Source organism: Chryseotalea sp. WA131a, from assembly GCA_025370075.1.
GTDB lineage: Bacteria > Bacteroidota > Bacteroidia > Cytophagales > Cyclobacteriaceae > ELB16-189.
On record CP073016.1, the window covers coordinates 3,416,263 to 3,434,653 of the forward strand.

Here is an 18,391-nt window from a genome sequence, read left to right on the forward strand (position 1 = left end):
CATCTACCTATCGCAGGGAGATTCATAGATTTTATTTTACTTTTAAGTTTAAGCCGTCAACTTGCAAATTTGGCAACGCTCAGGTTTTTAAATCAGCTCATTACCTTTACTTTTGAAGTCGCATGATACTACTACGGATAGCTTTCTTTACCTTGCTTACGCTTGGCTCGTCATGGGCGAATGTACACCCCGTCCACATTTCCGTTACTGAAATCAATTACAGCGAAAAGGATAAATCGTTTCAAATCACTTCGCGACTGTTTGTGGACGATACCGAACTTTCCATTCGGGCGTGGAAAAAAAATCCAGACTTGGATATACTCGAACCTAAAGGAGCAACCACCCAACAATTGGTGGAAGAATATATGCGGTTACATTTAAAAGTTTGGATTGACGGAAAAATAATGAAGATGAATTTTTTGGCTGTTGAAAAAGAAGATTTATCCTTTATCTGCTATATCGAAATACCCAACGTAAAAAAAGTAAAATCATTAAAAGTGCTAAACGATTGCATCATGGAAATGCATGACGACCAGTCGAACTTAGTGCATATTACTTATAAAGCTCCCGTAAAAAGTGTGCGGCTCACACGGCAAAACCCCGATGAAGTGTTTACCTTTGAAAAAAAATAACCTACCTATTTATGCGTAAAAAAATTGTTGCCGGCAACTGGAAAATGAATAAGACTTTAGAAGAAGCAAAAATTCTAACAGCTGAACTGATGGGCATGGTAGCCGATGAAGTGAAAAGTAACACCGAAGTAATTATTTGTACACCCTTTCCCTATTTAATCAGTGTCAAGAATCAGTTGGGCAATTCCAACATAAAAGTTGGGGCGCAAAATTGTAGCGAACATGACTCAGGTGCCTACACAGGCGAAGTATCTGCCGCCATGATAAAATCAATCGATGTGCCTTATGTAATTGTTGGCCATAGCGAACGAAGACAATACTTTGGCGAAACCAACAAAATGTTAGCTGTCAAAGTAGATAAAGCATTGGCCAACTCCCTAACACCCATCTTCTGCTGTGGCGAGCCATTGGAAATCCGTGAAAAGGGAGAACACGAAACGCTAGTAAAACAGCAGGTGGAAGAAAGCTTATTTCATTTATCGACTGATGTGCTTCAAAAGGTGGTGATTGCATACGAACCTGTGTGGGCGATTGGCACTGGCAAAACAGCAACTTCACAACAAGCGCAAGATATGCACTTGGTTATCCGAAAGCATTTGGCTTCTAAGTATGGCCAGTCGGTTGCAGATTCTATTTCGATTCTGTACGGTGGCAGCGTAAAAGCAGACAATGCAAAAGAGCTTTTTGCTTGTGCAGATGTTGATGGCGGATTGGTAGGCGGTGCTTCCTTGAAGTCAAGAGAGTTTGTGGAAATTGTGAAGGCTTGTTAAGCTATTTAGCGATTCGTTTGTAGTAAATCCCTTCTCGCACATATTCCTTTTTCCATTTTGGAAGTCTATTTAAAAAAGGTTTCAGCCAATCGTTTTTATCCATAATGATTTCGGGCGCATCTTTTTCAAAACAGTTGTTAATCATCACAACGTTTTCAAAATATTCAGGATTCGTTAAAATCGAGTGCGATAGTTCTGCATTCAAGAAAAAACCGGCCATTTTATTGTTGACATAGAGCGGAAGATCATCTTCAAGGGTCATCACCCGTTTTTCGCTGATTGAGCCAGGGGATCTCGCTACTCTCATTTTTGAATAGTCAATCGCTTTTATGCTCCCTTCCTTTCCTAGCGTGCCAGTCACCAAAATTCCCACTACAAAAAGCCAGAGCGCTACTTCGGCAATACGTTTTCTTCTAATGAGCAACAAATAATGGCTAATAAAATAAGTTAAGGAGGGTACTATGGTGATGAAAGAGTGCGGTGTACGTTCGCGGGTAAAGGCAATTTCAATCAACGCAACAATCAGCCAGCCAAACATTACTTGCAATAGCTGCGATTGGTATTTGGTAAACCGCGCTTCGCGGTTTACCATAAAAAGTGAAAAACCAAAATAAACCAGTGGCACAAGACCGAGCATCCCCAGCGAAGGCCAGCTAATCAACGAATGGTTACTCAACATGATATTGGCCAAATAAAATCGCTCAAAAAAAACCAAGGTGTGATCGCCATACCAGTAATACATGATGAGGCAAGCGTGGGGCAGCAAAAAGCCAACCAGTATCAAAAAAACTTTGCGTAACGAAATGCGGGTGTAAACGGCCAGCAGTACAATGGTACCAATCAAAAAAATGAAGTAGGTGAAAACCAGCAAAGAAGCCATGCCTATGTAAATACCCAAGTTCAACAATGTTTCATCACGTTGCACCCTAAATTCTATTTCGCGGAAAATATTGTTCAAAGCAAAGAGCAAGAGAATGGACGCAAGCAATGGCGCAGAGAGATGAAAAAAATCGAATGAACAACAGCACAACACGGCAAACACCAAAGCGGGCAAGTAGGTGTTTTCGTTGTAGGCTTTATTGTTGATCAGCAAAATGGCAAAGTATGCTGCCGAAAAGAATATCAATAAAATAGCCACCACATGTCTACCCACCAATCCTCTACCAAATAGCGTATCCGTAAACTCGCTAAACCACGCATGGATTGGGGCGGTGTGGTCCACAATCTCTACGTACATGGCTTTGCCATCATTAAGTGCTTCCCCCACTACCATGGATTTTAACTCGGGTGAGGTGAGCTGCTGAGAAAACGTATAAAAAGTAAGGCCCGCTATCAACAAAATCAAAAGTACCACCAACAGGCGGTAAGGATCGTTATATCTAAAGAATCGCAGCATTTTTCAAACGGACAAATTTAAAACAAAGGAGTTAGCTTCTTAGCGTCTTTCAGCCAATCGAATAAATAAAACTATCTTTGCCAACTATGAGCACCGTACGGCAACAGAAATATGGCAAATTGATTCAGAAAGAATTGAGCACCATCTTTTTTAAGGAAAAAGATAACTTGTTGGAAGGGCAATTGATCACCGTGGCAGAAGTAAAAATGAGCCCCGACCTGGGCTTGGCCAAAGTGTACTTGAGCATGAGCTTTGCCAAAGACAAGCAACGTTTGTTAAACCGCATCACCCTCAAGAAAAGTGAAATTCGGAAAGACTTGGGTCAACGCATCCGAAATCAGGCGCGCATTATTCCCGAATTGCATTTTTATGTGGATGAGGTAGAAGAAAATGCATTGCGCATGGAAGAGCTCATTAAAAGTTTAAATATTCCAAAAGAAGAAAAGTAGTGAACTTACCGTTCTTCATCGCGAAGCGTTATCTGCTTTCCAAACGCAAACGGAGTTTCATTAACATCATTTCTATATTATCGCTCATTGGTGTTGCCTTTTCTACGGCAGCTTTAATTATCGTTTTGTCGGTTTTCAATGGTTTAGAGCATCTGATTCGTTCGCTCAACACTTCCTTTGACCCTGAATTGAAGATAGAAGCAGCACAAGGAAAATCCTTTGAATTTACTTCCGAGCTAAAACAAAAAATCAATTCGATAAAGGGAGTTGAAATTGTAACCGAAGTAATTGAAGACTATGCCTTGGTGCGTTACCGCGAAGCCGATATGGTGGTTACTATTAAAGGCATGAGTGACAATTTCTTAGACCAACACCGCTTAGATAACCGTATTGTAGATGGTAAATTGAGGCTGCATGAAAATAACATCAACTACGCCATTGTGGGCAGAGGGGTTCAAGACGCACTGAGCATAGGTGTTGAGTCAAATATTTATCCGTTACAGGTTTTTTACATTAAGAATTTAAAAGCTACGTCACTGGATGTTTCCAACCTTTACAGCCGAAGAGATATTCAGCCAGGCTCTGTGTTTTCCATCGAAAAAAATTATGATGAGAACTATGTTTTTCTTCCTCTTAATTTTGTACAAGACCTGCTGGACTATGGCAACAAAAGGACATCGCTAGAAATTAAAACTAAAGCCGAAAGCAACCTCAAGCAAATTCAACATTCCATTAAAGAAACGTTGGGAAATTCATTTACGGTTCTTACAAATGAAGAGCAGCATAAAGACTTCTACAAATTACTAAAGATGGAAAAGTTGTTCTTTTTTATCGCTTTGACGATGCTCATTTTTGTTGCTTCAGTTAATATTTTCTTTTCGTTGATGATGCTGGCCATTGATAAGAAAAAAGATATGGCAATACTTTCGGCCATGGGCGCCACTCATCAGGTGATTAAGGCTATTTTTTTGACCGAGGGTGCTATGATTGCCTTATGGGGAGCAGCCATTGGCTTGGTACTAGGCGGTGGGGTTTGTTGGCTGCAAGACCGTTTTGGGCTGGTGGGAATGGGAATGGAAAATGCTATTGTCAATAGTTACCCCGTCAAGTTAAAAGCGGTCGATTTTGGAGTCACTTCTCTTGTGATTATCGCAATTACCTTTGTTATCTCTTTTTACCCCGCTAGGCTAGCAGCCAAAACTTTTACTACCAACCAGCTATAGCCTTTTAATCTAGCGACTAGATGTAATGACAGTGTATGAAACGGTTGACAATTCACAGAATTTAATGGCAGAATCTACATAATTTGCAATTCGGCTTTTTTTGAAAAGCTGCAAAAAAGAGCTTTTGACCTTGGTCATGAGCCTTGAAGCATTTAGTAAGAAGCTGATCTAGAAAATTTTATGAAGGTATCTGCCGTCCAACCGTTTCAAATCATTTACTCGCTTTATCAGCACGAGTACTTGGGCTACGTGTTTGAATCTTTTATCATTCATTTGGACGAACGGGGCAAGCTTACCTATCAGCACCAAAACATTTCGGCTAAAAATGCGCGTGAATTTTCGAAAGGGCTAGATAATCGTGATTTTGAATTGATAGAGCTAATGGACAGCATGAGCCAAGATGCCGTGCTGAAACATTTTTCTAAAAAGCTACTGAAGCCCGATGAGTTTTTCAGTAAAGTTTTTCACAAAGACAAAGGCGATGAATTGCTGCAAGAGCAAATTGAAGCCTACATGGAAAAACGTAGGGCAGCAGTATTGGAAAAAATGAAAGGCAAGTTCCTTTTTGAAATGGGGAACGATGGGGAACCTACTTGGCGCAAAGTGGAGGTACTTGAAAAACGGGCTACCATCCAATTTCATTTTGAACGCACTCCAGAAAACACCAACTACTATCCCACCATTAGTCATAACGGAAGAAAAGTTGAGATACCCAATCCTGCCGCCTACTTGATTTGCAAACAACCCGCCTGGATGGTGTTCAATGGAAAGTTGTATGGTTTTGAAAAATATGTAGATGGAAAGAAATTACAGCCCTTCCTGAACAAAAAGCATGTGGTGATTCCAAAAAATCTGGAAGAAACCTATTACAACCGATTTGTGGCTCCGCTCATTGCATCTTTTGATGATATTGAAGCGTATGGTTTTGAAATCAGCAAGCACGAATTTGACCCACACCCATTGTTGACCATTTCTGAACTTCCGCCTGCTAACGAAAAATCGACCCCCACACTTTTCGAAGCCTCGCATGATGATGCGCCAGCCGATGATGAGGCTGGAAAGATTGTGTTCGATTTATCTTTCCGTTATGGAAAGTATAAATTTAGAGGCGATGCCTTTGGCAATGTAAATGTAACAGTCGAAAAAAAGGAAAATGGTGATTATGTTTTTCACCGCATTAGACGCAACATCGACCTTGAAAAAAAATCTGCACAAACACTTATTAAATTAGGTTTGCCCTTACGGGGATTTCGGTGCGCCCTCGATAAAGCACAGGCCTTCTCTTGGATAAATGAGAACCGTGTGAACTTGCTCAACTTCGGTTTCGAAGTAAATCAACCTGAAAATCGCGATAAGAAGTATTTTGTGGGCAAAGCGGTGATTGAACTCGAAGTAAAGGAGAACATCGATTGGTTTGACATTCATGCAAAAATCCGATTTGGTGAATATGAAATCTCCTTTAAAGAACTGCGCAAGCTCATTCTCAAAAAGAAGGTAGAGTTTAAATTACCCAATGGCGAAATTGCCATCATTCCGGATGCGTGGTTGATTAAGTATGGCGATCTGTTCGCACTCAGCGAAACACAAGGCGACCACGAAAAACCAGTGCTGAAAAAACACCACGTCAATTTGGTGACAGAACTAGAAGAAGGCAATTTGGCCAAAGTGCACATGAGTGAGCGCATGCGGAATCTACAATCCTTTACAGGAATAAAAGATTACCCAATGCCTGCGGGATTTCAAGGCGAGCTTCGTCCGTATCAAAAAGCAGGTTACAATTGGCTGCGATTTTTAAACGAGTTTCATTTAGGCGGTTGTTTGGCCGATGACATGGGTTTGGGTAAAACGGTGCAGACATTAACGCTCCTTCAATCTGAAAAAGAGAAAGAAAATGCGGGTACTTCACTTTTGGTAATGCCCACCTCGCTGATTTACAATTGGGAGATGGAGGCGGCAAAGTTTACACCCGATTTAAAAATACTTACCTACACGGGCACGCTTCGAAATAAAGATGTGAGCCGCTTCAGCAAATACGATCTGGTGTTGACCTCGTATGGCATCACACGATTGGATATTGACGAACTTCAAAAATTTTATTTCAACTACATCATTTTAGACGAATCGCAAGTAATTAAAAACCCCACGGCCAACATTGCCAAGGCGGTGATGCAATTGAAGTCGCGGTTTAAGCTGACCTTGACGGGAACGCCATTAGAAAACACCACGCTTGATTTGTGGTCGCAGATGACCTTTATCAACCCGGGTTTGTTGGGTGGGCAATCGTTCTTCAAAAAAGAATATCAACTTCCGATTGAGAAAAAAGCAGACGAGGCAAGAACAAAAAAATTGAATGGCATCATCCGGCCATTCATGCTGCGCAGATTAAAATCGCAAGTGGCCAAAGACTTGCCCGAAAAAGTAGAGAACATCTACTACACCAACATGACCGCTGAGCAAGAAGAAAAATATGAAGAAGCAAAATCATACTACCGCCATAAAATTTTAGATCTCATCGACAAAGAGGGTATTGGAAGTTCTCGAATGACCATTTTGGAAGGCCTTACCAAGCTGCGCCAAATTTCCAATCACCCTAAAATGGTGGACACGCATTACACGGGTAGCTCTGGCAAACTGGACGACATCTCGCACATGATTGAAAATGCCATGTTAGAAGGGCACAAGCTGTTGGTGTTTAGCCAATTTGTGAAGCATCTTGAGATCGTTAAAGATTTGTTGAAAACGCGCAAAGTGCCATTTGCCTATTTGGATGGATCGAGCACCGATCGCAAAGAACAAGTAGAAAAATTCAACAAAGACCCTGATTTAAAAGTATTTTTGATTTCTATTAAAGCCGGTGGCTTAGGTTTGAATTTAACCGAAGCCGATTACGTTTTCATCCTCGACCCGTGGTGGAACCCAGCAGTGGAGGCACAAGCAGCCGACCGAGCTCACCGAATCGGTCAAAAGAAAAAAGTATTCACCTACAAGTTCATCACCAAAAATACGGTGGAGGAAAAAATACTCACACTCCAAAAACATAAATTGAAACTTTCTGAGAACCTCATTCAAAACGAGGAAAACGTAATCAAAGCGCTTACACGCGAGGACATTGAGATGTTGATGAGTTAGACCCAATTGGCAGTTGGCAAAAAGCAATTGACAATTTGAAATGTTAACTATGCCTATCCTTGTCAGCTACTTTTTTTTCTTACGGTGAACTAATGAGATCAAGATTATTAAAATCAAACAATGTTTTCCTGATTGGTTTTATACTTGCTTTTTTTGGCTCAATATTGTTTTCAGTCAAAGCCATTTTAGTAAAGCTAGCGTATCGCGATACAGAAGTAGATGCCGTAACCCTATTGGCTTTGCGGATGATTTTTTCGTTGCCGTTCTTTCTGGTTTCGGCATGGGTAGTTTCGGGCAGAACAGAAAATTTAAAGTTTACAACTAAGCAATGGCTGTATGTAGCACTTGTGGGTTGTCTGGGATACTACATTAGTAGCTTGTTGGATTTTTTAGGTTTGCAGTACGTAACCGCTGGCATCGAACGATTAATCTTGTTCATTTACCCCACCCTTGTGTTACTGATTTCGGCATTCTTCTTCAAGCAAAAGATAAAATCCATACAAGTACTCGCCATTGCTATCAGTTACATTGGATTGGTCGTTGCTTTTTTTGGCGAAATTGATTTTCAAAAAGGACAAACACACAATTTTTATTTAGGTGCTTTGTTGATTTTCTGTTGTGCCATCACTTATGCAACCTACATTGTGGGCAGCGGTCGGTTGATACCCGTGGTGGGTGCAGTAAAATTTAATAGTTACGCGATGGCCTTTGCTTCGGCTGGAGTGCTTTTGCATTTTCTATTCAATTCTAAAACATCGCTCATTCATCTTTCGCCTCTTACCTATTTGTATGGGTTTTTAATGGCTATCTTTGCCACTGTGCTGCCTTCGTATATGGTGGCAGAAGGAATTAAACGAATTGGTTCAGGTAACGCTGCGATTGTAAGCAGCATAGGTCCGGTGTCTACATTAGTGCTTGCTTACTTTATGTTAGGAGAATCCTTTTCTGTTGAGCAAATCATTGGAACGATCATGATTTTGATTGGGGTGTATATTGTTGGTAAATTCAAACCAAAAGAAGATTTATGATGTTTGAATGGAGATTTAAGATTTTGGCTTGTGCACTCTTTTGCCTATTTATTAAATTATCTGCTCATGCTCAATACAATCGGATTTTTGTTTTTCTGAATAAGCGAACAGACAAAGCAGAATTGCCAAAAGAGCAAGCAGACAAACTGATGGAAGGGCACATGGCCAATATCAACCGATTGGCAAAAGAAGGAAAACTGGTAGCGGCAGGGCCGTTTGATGGCGGTGGTGGGATTTTCATTTTTAATTCAAGTTCAATCGAAGAAGTGAAACGGTGGCTGGCTACCGACCCCGGTGTGCAAGCCGATCGATGGAAAATAGAGATGCTTCCTTTTCAATTCCGATTGGGAAAAGATATGACTTTAAAAGAACCGTACGAAATGGTTTCGTATCAATTCATTCGGTATACGCCTAACATTGCCAAGTTCAACATTCAAGAAGTGCCAGAGCTATTTGTAAAGCATGACGATTACTTGAAAGAAATCAAACGCACAGGCAATGCAATAATGGAAGGGATTTTTAGCGACACCGAAGGTGGGGTGTTAGTGATGAAAGGAGATTTGGATTCGGCCGTTATTGAACGCGACCCGGCTGTGCAACAAGGCTTGCTACAGTTTGAAATTAAAAAATTGTGGATTGCAAAAGGGGCGTTTGGCGAAAGATGACATCCCTGTGAGGAACGCACACATTCGCTTGAACGTTTGCGTGTGGTAGTCTCCGTTAAAAAATTTATTGGTGGTGACTTATTCCGCTACCACCACCGTCAATTTATCTCCCTTCTCATTCATCGCCACGCGGGTAATGCCTTTTAATTCTTTTGCTCCTTCTGGCCACATCATTTCTTTCCATTGTTTGTCTCCGTACGGATCGATGATAAATAATTTGGCTCCATCACTCATCAACAATTTGCCATCGGGTGTCCAGCATAAATCTTCGCGTTGAGGTAAGGTATCAATCAATTTGGTGATGGTGAGGGTTTCGTTATCCAATTGCATCACCGACCATTCTGCATCGGTTGTCTTCTTTACAAAGCTCATGGCATTTTTAGTGGGGATGCGGTGCAACGAGCGTCCTATTCTCTCGGTGAGTGTTTTATCTTCTTCCGTTCTAATATTGTGCAGGCGGAGCGTTTGTGGTTCGCCCAATACAAAAAGCAGTATTCGGTCAGCGTCCAGCCACGCATGGTAGCCAACAACCAAGTGATTAATCAATACCGCTGGGTTGCCTCCTCCAATGGGGTACATACCCAAATCTTGTGCATTGTTATCGCGTTGAATGATGCACGAAACATATTTTCCATCGGGGGTGAGGGTGGGTGAGTATTCCCGCTCTTGTGTTTTTGTAAGATTGGATGTGCTTTTGGTTTTGTAATTATAGATTTTAATATCCGCTCGGCCATCGTCATTAAAGGATGAATAATAGACCAACGGCTCAGTGCGGTGAAACGAAGGTTGATTATCGTACCCTTTATGGTTGGTGATGTTTCGTGGATTGGAAAGGGTGATGTTTCCTTTTTCCGATTTTACATTGAAGAGGAAAATTTCGGAGCCAGTTTGACTATAAGCCTGCCTGAAAACGATGGAAACAAAGACCAGAAGCAAATATTTCATTCTGTAAAATTGGCGATTAAATTAAAGAGTCAATTGATTCCTTAGTAACAATTTGATTGCTGTCGATAACGAGTACTCTTGGCGATAAATTCAATTTTAGGGACTTCAGTTCGCCAATGAACTTGTCAAATTTCTTCGAATTTGCCACAATTACATCATCTAAGCCGAAAGTCTCGCCCTTGAGAATTTTTCCACTTACAGAATTTGCGTCAGCATCAGATAAAGTAATTAAAAAACATTTTGAAATGCGGTGGACATTTTTAAGCGCCATGGCTTCTAGGTCAGCTTGCTTATATCTTTCTCTAAAAGAGGTTTTAATGCTAAGTGATATTGGCCCAGAATCTTCTGAGTACAGCAGAATATCGAAATTTATGTTTGGTACAAATGCAACTCTTGCGTTAAGAAAGATTGGTAAAATCTTTTCTCGGATTAAAAGTGCACAAATGATATACTCGAAAATCTTTCCATTAACCCCACGTCTCTTCTGCTCATTAGGTATCAGTTTTTCTCTCAACCCGCAATATGCCGACCAGTATTTGTCTACAAATTCGGACGGCCTTGAGTACTCAACATTCAAAAAGGACGGGAATAGGCTTTCAAAAATAGAGGCTGTTTGTCCATCTTCTTTTTGTACAAGTTTTAGAGTTTTTAAGATCCCCATTATCTTTTCAGTATTCTTGTTAGAACTTCTTTTGCCGTAGCTTCAATTGCTGGAACAGCGACCGAATTACCAAATTGCTTATACGCAGATGCATCAGCAACGGGAATTATAAACTCATCAGGAAAGCCTTGAAGTTTCGCCCATTCTTTAGGCGTCATTTTCCTAATGCCTTTTCTATTTACTTCACCTTTAATGTGGGTTGTCGGAGTAAAATCCGTAATCCGATTGTCAACAACCAAATTGCGTTCTCTTCCCATACCTCCGACTACAATCGCGTTCGCAATTCCATCATCTGGAATAATCTCATAGCCAAACCCATTTCCTTTTCCTTCATGCCTAGCCTTGTGATTTATTAAAGTTTGGACGTACTGGTTGGAGAGATAATACTTTGTAGGAACAACTTTCTTTTCTTTGATGTCCGAGAATTTTACTTTTTTCCTTAGTGGCTTAGGGTAGCTAAATTCTTTAACACCTGTGCTCTTATGAAAGCCTACAATATAGATTCGTTCTCTGTTTTGAGGGACACCAAAGTCTTTCGCATTAATTATTTGAGGCTCGGGAACAAAATAGTCTAAGTCGTTTCTCAAAACATTTAAAATTGTTGCAAGCGTTTTCCCTTTGTCGTGATTTTTTAACCCCTTTACATTCTCTAAAAATATTGCTTTAGGTTTTTTGCGTTTAATAATTTCTGCTACGTCAAAAAACAATGTTCCTCTCGTGTCGTCAAAACCACCACGTTTGCCAGCAATAGAAAATGCTTGGCATGGGAAACCAGCGCATAGTAAATCGAAGCCGTTTGGGATATAATTTTTTACTTGCTCTTTTGTAATGTCACCGAATGGAACTTCTCCAAAGTTAGCTCTATATGTTTTTTGCGCTTCTTTGTCCCACTCACTTGTGAATACACATTTACCGCCAAGGTTTTGTAAAGCCAGTCTGAAACCGCCAATGCCAGCAAACAAGTCAATGAACTTAAAACTGTAGTTTTGCGGAGTAGGAAATGGGACATTTTCTACTTCAAAAAGAAGCTGCTGTAAGGCGTTCTCAGCTACTAGGGGTAAATTCTCTTCTTCGACTTTATAGCTAACATACTTCTTGAGAATTTTTAATGCATCTCTTTTATAATGCTTTGAAACCCCATTTCTAATGTTGTGCAAGTAATGAGTAATTAGCGCTTTGTAGTTGTCGGCTGGCTCTACAAGTCTGATTTTGAAACGTTTTCCGTCAAATTCATCAATACTAATTTGTTCGGTCAATCTCATTTTTAATTGTCTAAGTTTTGGTTGGCAATTTAGTCATTTTAGTCCTAGTTTTTTTTCCATAAAAGCCCAAAATCACTTCTTCCCATACATATAATCCACCGTCAACCCCACCAACGCCTTCACGCCTGTGACAAACGATTTTTCATCAATCATAAAATCGGCCGTGTGGTGCACGGGACGCTTTTCCAAATTCATATCGGCAGGGTAAGCGCCAAGAAAAATAAATACTCCTGGTGCTTTTTGTTGGAAGAACGAAAAATCTTCGGCCATTGTCACGGCTTCAGTAATGATGATGTTTTGCTCACCCGCCACGCGCGCCAGCGTTGCTGCCATTTGCTGCGTGAGCGCAGGATTGTTGTACGTAACCGGATAGCCGCGTGTAATGGTGGCCTCGGCCGTTGCTCCGTTAGCTTCTGCAATTTTAGCAACAGTAAGTTTTATTTTCTCGTGCAGTTTTTTCTGCATCTTGTCGTCAAAGGTGCGAATGGTGCCGTCCATCAAAACCGTTTCAGGAATGATGTTGCCACGGTTGCCTCCGTGTATGCTTCCGATCGTCACCACTACACCCGCCTTTGTCAATTCAGTTTGTCGGCTCACAACCCCTTGCAGCCCTGTCACAATTTGACTGGCTACATAGATTGGATCCACACCGTCCCAAGGGGTTGCACCGTGTGCGCCTTTGCCCGTCACTTTTATTTGTAAACCATCTACCGCGGCCATCAGCCCTTCAGCACGGTAGGCGATTTTTCCACTGGGCAACAGCGATTGAATGTGCAAGCCAAACACCGCATCTACTTTTGGGTTTTCCATCACGCCTTCTTGTATCATCAACTCGGCCCCACTGGTGCCATCGCTGGCAGGTGCGCCTTCTTCGGCTGGCTGGAAAATAAATTTTACAGAGCCTTTCAATTCCGCTTTGTTCTTGGATAGTATTTCTGCCACGCTCATGAGTATGGCCATGTGGCTATCGTGCCCGCAGGCATGCATCACACCTGTTTCTTGTCCGTTGAATTGAGCCCGCTCTTTCGAAATAAAGGGCAATGCATTTCGCTCGGTCACAGGCAGAGCATCCATGTCGGCACGCAAGGCCACTACGGGGCCGGGCTTACCGCCTTTCAACAAACCCACCACTCCGGTTTTTGCCACCGGGTATTTTACATCCATTCCCAACGATTTCAAAAACTCCGCTATCTTCTTTCCGGTTTTTACTTCTTGGTTTGAAAGCTCAGGGTATTGATGAAAATGTCTGCGCCATTCTATCAATTTGGGTTCTATATCTTTAGCTTCTTGGTCGAGTTTAGCTTGTAGTTTGGGATTGACTTGCGCAGAAGCTGCAATGGAGAGCAACACCAACAACATGACGAGTTTGTTCATAGATTTGAGTTTTGGAAAGGTAAGGTAGCTAAAAGAATGGAGTGGATAAAGGTATTTTCAAGCAATGGCGAAATGTGCGAGCGATTGAAAGAAGGAGCGCCACAACACCTGATGGTGAATGGCCAATCCATTTGCATGGTACTTTGGAAAGGTGAATTGCGAGCAGTTGAAAACAAATGCCCACACAATGGCGAATCGCTGAGCAAGGGAAAAATCAATTATTTAGGCGAAGTGATTTGCCCGTTGCACGGCTATCGATTTAATCTGAAAAACGGGAGAGAAGCAGGTGAGCGCTGCCGCGATGCGGAGACCTTTCCCGTGAACGAAAATGATGAAGGAGTTTTTGTAGGTTTGTAGAAGATTGAATCAGCAAAAAACTCTCACGAAATAATTGTATTTCATGAAAACTAGTTTTCTACTTGTACTACTTATTCTTTTTAAACTCACTATCGCGTTGGGGCAAGATATCAACCTGAAGGTAAAATGGGGCGAGGAATTTAAAACACCACGCTCAACGTTAGATGACGTGGTGGGCTATGATGCAACTGGGTTTTATGCCGTGCATGATCGGTTTCGCGCCTTTGGCAAAGTGGATCGCTCACTGCAGCATTTTGATGTGAACATGAATCCGGGCACGATTGTAGACCTGGAGATTGAATCTGGCAAAAGACAAGGCAAAATCAATAACATCTTGCATCACAAAGGCAAACTGCTGTTCTTCTACACATTTGAAGATACAAAAACAAAGAAGAATACTTTATACCTTGATGAAATTGACAAGTCAACGCTGTTGCCAAAAAAACAAGAAAAGGTAATTGGGCAGATCGACTTCACAGGAAAAGGAAAAAGAAACCGTGGTAGTTTTCAATACCGTGTATCGCGGGACAGTTCAAAGATTTTGGTTTTGTATGCCTTGCCATATGACGAAAATTCACCTGAAAAATTTGGGTTCACCGTTTTAGATCAACAACTGAATTTAATGTGGTCCAAAGACATTACCATGCCCTACCGCGATGAGTTGTATGATTTTGAATCGTTTCGGGTAGACAATCAAGGCAATGCCTACGTGCTGGGCTTGGTGTACAAAGAAAAACGAAAGGACAAACGCAAAGGGCAGCCCAATTACAGCTATGAAATTTTGGCTTGCCGCGACAAGGGCAACGTAATCAAGCAGTACCCTGTATCGCTGGACGACCGCTTTCTTACTGATATGCAAATTGAAATATTGGATACCCAAAATATCATTTGCGCTGGCTTCTATTCGGAAAAAGGCAAAATGAGCATTCGTGGTTCGTATTTTTTACGGGTAGATGCTTCCTCAGCCGAAATTGTTCATAAGAGTTTTAAAGAATTCGATATTGACTTCATCACTCAAAACATGGGCAACCGTGAGGCGCGCAAGGCAAAGCGGCAAGAAGAACCTGAGCTATTTCAATTTGATCTTGATAAACTTTTGATCGGCAAAGACGGGAGCGCCATTTTGGTAGGCGAACAATACTTTGTAGAAACCGTCACTACCACCATGCGCATGGCCGGTGGCGGAATGACTACTCAAACCAACTACCACTATTACTACAACGACATCATTTTAGTTAAGTTCAGCCCTTCGGGCGATATTCTCTGGACACAGAAAATACCGAAAACACAACACACCGCCAACGATGGTGGATTCTATTCGTCATATTGCTTAGTGCTGGCCAAGGGGCGAATTGGTTTTGTCTTCAACGACAACCCTAAAAACTTAGAAGCAGAAAAAAATGAAAAGGCAAGCAACTATCGCCCGAGGAAGTCGGTGGTGGTTTTTGTTTCGGTAGATCAAAGTGGAGGCATGAACAAGCAACCGATTTTCAATGCGATGGATACCGAAGTAATCGTTCGCCCCAAAGCATGCAAGCAAATTTCCAATACGGAGGTTATTCTCTTTGGTCAGAAAAAGAAGACCCAACAGTTTGCCAGTCTAGCTATCTTGTAATGTGGCCGATCTTTTTATACCAAATGAGTGTATTTTCTCGTTGTAGCAGTGCCATGAAGTTAGCGATACAATTTATTGCATTGTTTCCTTTTTGTCTATCTGCCCAATCCGCAGAAGAACAACAGGTCACGCAACGAATCACCTGGACGAACACCATTCCCTCCGATTTGCTTTCGGTGCGCTCGGTGGTATTGTTTCAAAACTCATTTACCAAAGCTGAACTAGACCAAACACAAAAATACTTTCAGCAAACAGGCATTGATGCAGTGTGCTATTTGAACATTGCCTACGTATTGGCAGGGGCCGATACTCAAAAAGCTTTTGCCAATTATTTTTCGGTACGCAACATCAAGTACTTAATTTTTGTGCAGAAAACCGAAAAAGAATTTACGTATGCGTTTGCCACCTATGCGGGCAACAAAAACTTGATTGACAAAACCAGCACAGGATGGAAGCAGAGCAACTCTTCTCTTGAAGAATTATTGCGAACGGTTTATCGATTGAGCGTTAGCAATTTGAAAAAGCAGAATTTTCTCATCAACGATTTGCCGGAAATGGATATTCCGATGGCCTACTTTACGGGGCGGATCAATCAAAACTTCTCAGTAGAGGCTAAATCCTTTAAAACAGCCGTGCCCAAAATGGCAAGCGAAAAAGACAATGCCGAACTGGAGGCATTTCTTAAACAATATTATCCCTTTAAATTTGAACTGGTTGATCCACAAACAGAAGAAGCCGACTTAGGTGCAAAAGGTTTTCGAACCATCTTGCGCATGGTGCACACGCGGGGTAAAATTGCGCGCGAGATTTTAGGATACGACCCCACACAAACAGGCCGATCGCTTGCTACCACCTACTTTGTTGATGGTGTTCCGCAGATAAAAACAATTTTAAGCGAAGAACCGATTTACAAATTCTACATGAAAAGCATTGAGTACGGAAATATTTTTCTTGGCAACAAGTGGGATGCCGACCTCACTTGGCAAGATGCCCTTCGCAACTACATCTTGGCTTACCGTGCGGATGCAAAAATAAACTGATTATTTGTTTGATCTGCGCACTAATAATGCGGCAATGATTAACAAAACAATCCATGTAATCGGGCTCCAATCAAATCCAAAATCCCAATCGTGCCAACCAAAGACTAGACGAAAGGGAAGGGTGATGGCTGCGATGAGTACGCCAAAGATTGCACCAATAATGCCGATTATCGCACCAAACAAACCAGCTATTACCCCAAACAAAGCTGCGCCAACACCAAACCAAATCGGAAAGGTGAAAATCAAAAGGATGATAACTAAAATGCTGGAGGAGGAATTGGAGCGGGTAGCCATACTGTTTCTCAATTATACTTCATGCCACTACAATAATTGTTCATCTTTTTATGGACGTTAAAATACTTTGATTTCGCTCATTTTATAAGGAAGCACTCTCCAATCTTGTCGAAAATTGAACATAAATACGTACGTAAATGAACAGTTTTGGTAATTAATTGGCGATCAGAAAACGGACTGGCCAGTAAGCACATTTAGCAGTTACAGCGCCAATTCCATCTTGGCTAATGTAGCAATGGCTGCGTGCGAGTTTTCATAAGCCACCCAAACGGATTCGCACCACTTTTTAATCATTAGATCGCGGGGTACTCCTTCTTCGGCTTTTAGCACATCTGTGATGGTGATAGTCCTTCGATATTTGGGCAAACCCACCGAAGGCCACACTTTTTTGTTCTGCGATAACTTGACGTGTGAATTCTGCAATTGCTTGCCCGTGTATCCTTTTTCTAAAAACAAGTAAAGGCCAATCAGACCAAAGGTTAGTTTGATAGGCTTGGTGTTCTCATCAGCCGTTTGTGCTGCAAATGCATCTACGGCATGTTGATGAATAAAATAAACCGTGTCGGGATGGGCAAGGGTGTAGAACGAAAGTTCGTGGAATTGGTGTTGAGGGGATGGGAGTGTTGGCATCTGTGGAGCACAACTGATTTACTATATTACTCCTTCAATATCATTAGGCAATCCTACTCTCATAAAAAATCTTGCAAATGCTTGAGACAAATGTTCGCGATAGGGCGGCAGTAATCTTGGCCTATTTGGGATTGAGCTAACAAAGCTCTTCAAAAAGTCATAGTTTACACCATAGACATTTTTAAAGTCTACAACGGAATAATCACTAAGCCCACAGTCTAAATCTTTATTCAAAAGATGATATGCGGGAAGATTTCCTTGTCTCAGAGCTTCAATTTTCTTTCTTCTTCCATTGCCAGTGCTTTCACTGATTGGAAGTGCACTAAAAAAGTACTCTAGCGAGTAGTAGGGGCAGACCAAAACAATCTCGACTTTATCATGCTCTAAGTCACAAGATTGTGATACAACAATTGCGTTTAATTTTTTTAAAGATATGTCCACCTCATTCCCCTCTTCAATCAGTTCAGTATTTAAGTTGGATGGAGGAACAAAAATTGGGCAATTAGGTATGAAGTCACCTTGCCTTATTTGATTCGAGTTTTTTAGAATCTCATACCACGGATAAGGCATCAGTCAATAAAAATCTTAGGTAGTGATACGTCTACTTTACGAATCTTTGCTCTAATTATTACCTCACTAATGTATTTTGGTTTTATTGTGGTATTAAACTGATCAAATGTTTCTTGAGACCAAGAGATAAGATCAATTAATTCAAGTGTAGTCGAAACCGTTTTATGAGTGTGCCTCAAACCAGAACTTATTTTAATATTGCTTGCAGGAAAATTAGTATCCTCCGTTGGCAAAGCTGTTGCTGAAATTATTAATCCTGTTGAGAAAGCAAGATTGTTTAAAGTGTTAAGGCCTCCGCTTTTCAACCTAGTATAATTAGGGTAAGTCTTCTCTATTGTTAGCGCCATAACT

Annotated in this window: 19 protein-coding genes; 10 read left to right on the forward strand and 9 right to left on the reverse strand. The window is 41.3% G+C overall.

Features of this window, described 5'->3' with window-relative positions; translation table 11 throughout:
* Nucleotides 1–122: 122 nt before the first annotated feature.
* Nucleotides 123–632, forward strand: a complete 510-nt coding sequence (locus tag KA713_15660; GenBank protein UXE65886.1) for a hypothetical protein — start codon at nt 123–125, stop codon at nt 630–632.
* A gap of 11 nt (nt 633–643) precedes the next feature.
* Nucleotides 644–1,402: a triose-phosphate isomerase gene (locus KA713_15665; GenBank protein UXE65887.1), complete on the forward strand. Its 759-nt coding sequence runs from the start codon at nt 644–646 to the stop codon at nt 1,400–1,402.
* Nucleotide 1,403: 1 nt separating this feature from the next.
* Here KA713_15665 and KA713_15670 read toward each other — a convergent pair whose 3' ends face one another.
* The gene (locus KA713_15670; protein ID UXE65888.1) at nt 1,404–2,798 is read right to left on the reverse strand and encodes a hypothetical protein; all 1,395 of its coding nucleotides are present in this window, start codon (nt 2,796–2,798) and stop codon (nt 1,404–1,406) included.
* Nucleotides 2,799–2,884: 86 nt separating this feature from the next.
* On the opposite strand from KA713_15670, the gene rbfA reads away from it, so the two are divergent.
* From rbfA to KA713_15695, 5 genes are all read left to right on the forward strand, one after another.
* Nucleotides 2,885–3,247, forward strand: a complete 363-nt coding sequence (gene rbfA, locus KA713_15675) for a 30S ribosome-binding factor RbfA (GenBank protein UXE65889.1) — start codon at nt 2,885–2,887, stop codon at nt 3,245–3,247.
* Entirely contained in the window at nt 3,247–4,470 is a 1,224-nt protein-coding gene (locus KA713_15680) for an ABC transporter permease (protein ID UXE65890.1), read from the forward strand. The genes rbfA and KA713_15680 overlap by 1 nt, the downstream gene beginning before the upstream one ends.
* 180 nt (nt 4,471–4,650) lie before the next feature.
* Nucleotides 4,651–7,599: an ATP-dependent helicase gene (locus KA713_15685; protein ID UXE65891.1), complete on the forward strand. Its 2,949-nt coding sequence runs from the start codon at nt 4,651–4,653 to the stop codon at nt 7,597–7,599.
* Between the two features lie 92 nt (nt 7,600–7,691).
* A complete protein-coding gene (locus tag KA713_15690; GenBank protein UXE65892.1) occupies nt 7,692–8,627 on the forward strand; it encodes a DMT family transporter in 936 nt (311 codons plus the stop codon).
* A complete protein-coding gene (locus KA713_15695) occupies nt 8,624–9,292 on the forward strand; it encodes a hypothetical protein (protein ID UXE65893.1) in 669 nt (222 codons plus the stop codon). The genes KA713_15690 and KA713_15695 overlap by 4 nt, the downstream gene beginning before the upstream one ends.
* Before the next feature lie 78 nt (nt 9,293–9,370).
* Here the strand turns inward: KA713_15695 and KA713_15700 are convergent, their stop codons facing one another.
* The 4 genes from KA713_15700 to KA713_15715 all read right to left on the reverse strand — a co-directional run bounded on the left by KA713_15700 (nt 9,371) and on the right by KA713_15715 (nt 13,534).
* A complete protein-coding gene (locus tag KA713_15700; GenBank protein UXE65894.1) occupies nt 9,371–10,237 on the reverse strand; it encodes a PD40 domain-containing protein in 867 nt (288 codons plus the stop codon).
* Nucleotides 10,238–10,253: 16 nt separating this feature from the next.
* On the reverse strand, nt 10,254–10,898 hold the full coding sequence (locus tag KA713_15705; protein ID UXE65895.1) for a hypothetical protein: 645 nt from the start codon (nt 10,896–10,898) through the stop codon (nt 10,254–10,256).
* Entirely contained in the window at nt 10,898–12,160 is a 1,263-nt protein-coding gene (locus tag KA713_15710) for a DNA cytosine methyltransferase (GenBank protein ID UXE65896.1), read from the reverse strand. The genes KA713_15705 and KA713_15710 overlap by 1 nt, the downstream gene beginning before the upstream one ends.
* A gap of 72 nt (nt 12,161–12,232) precedes the next feature.
* On the reverse strand, nt 12,233–13,534 hold the full coding sequence (locus tag KA713_15715; protein ID UXE65897.1) for an amidohydrolase: 1,302 nt from the start codon (nt 13,532–13,534) through the stop codon (nt 12,233–12,235).
* Between the two features lie 36 nt (nt 13,535–13,570).
* On the opposite strand from KA713_15715, the gene KA713_15720 reads away from it, so the two are divergent.
* From KA713_15720 to KA713_15730, 3 genes are read left to right on the forward strand one after another with little or no spacing between them, the layout of a single operon-like run.
* Nucleotides 13,571–13,891 carry a Rieske 2Fe-2S domain-containing protein gene (locus KA713_15720; GenBank protein UXE65898.1) on the forward strand — a complete coding sequence of 107 codons (321 nt, stop codon included), beginning with the start codon at nt 13,571–13,573 and terminating at the stop codon, nt 13,889–13,891.
* 43 nt (nt 13,892–13,934) lie between these two features.
* Nucleotides 13,935–15,506, forward strand: coding sequence for a hypothetical protein (locus KA713_15725; protein ID UXE65899.1), 1,572 nt, complete (start codon nt 13,935–13,937; stop codon nt 15,504–15,506).
* Nucleotides 15,507–15,529: 23 nt separating this feature from the next.
* Nucleotides 15,530–16,546, forward strand: a complete 1,017-nt coding sequence (locus KA713_15730) for a hypothetical protein (protein ID UXE65900.1) — start codon at nt 15,530–15,532, stop codon at nt 16,544–16,546.
* Here the strand turns inward: KA713_15730 and KA713_15735 are convergent, their stop codons facing one another.
* From KA713_15735 to KA713_15750, 4 genes are all read right to left on the reverse strand, one after another.
* Entirely contained in the window at nt 16,547–16,840 is a 294-nt protein-coding gene (locus tag KA713_15735; protein ID UXE65901.1) for a hypothetical protein, read from the reverse strand.
* 201 nt (nt 16,841–17,041) lie between these two features.
* Nucleotides 17,042–17,470, reverse strand: a complete 429-nt coding sequence (locus tag KA713_15740; GenBank protein ID UXE65902.1) for a hypothetical protein — start codon at nt 17,468–17,470, stop codon at nt 17,042–17,044.
* 21 nt (nt 17,471–17,491) lie between these two features.
* A complete protein-coding gene (locus KA713_15745) occupies nt 17,492–18,040 on the reverse strand; it encodes a hypothetical protein (protein ID UXE65903.1) in 549 nt (182 codons plus the stop codon).
* Nucleotides 18,040–18,387, reverse strand: a complete 348-nt coding sequence (locus KA713_15750; GenBank protein UXE65904.1) for a hypothetical protein — start codon at nt 18,385–18,387, stop codon at nt 18,040–18,042. The genes KA713_15745 and KA713_15750 overlap by 1 nt, the downstream gene beginning before the upstream one ends.
* Nucleotides 18,388–18,391: the final 4 nt, after the last annotated feature.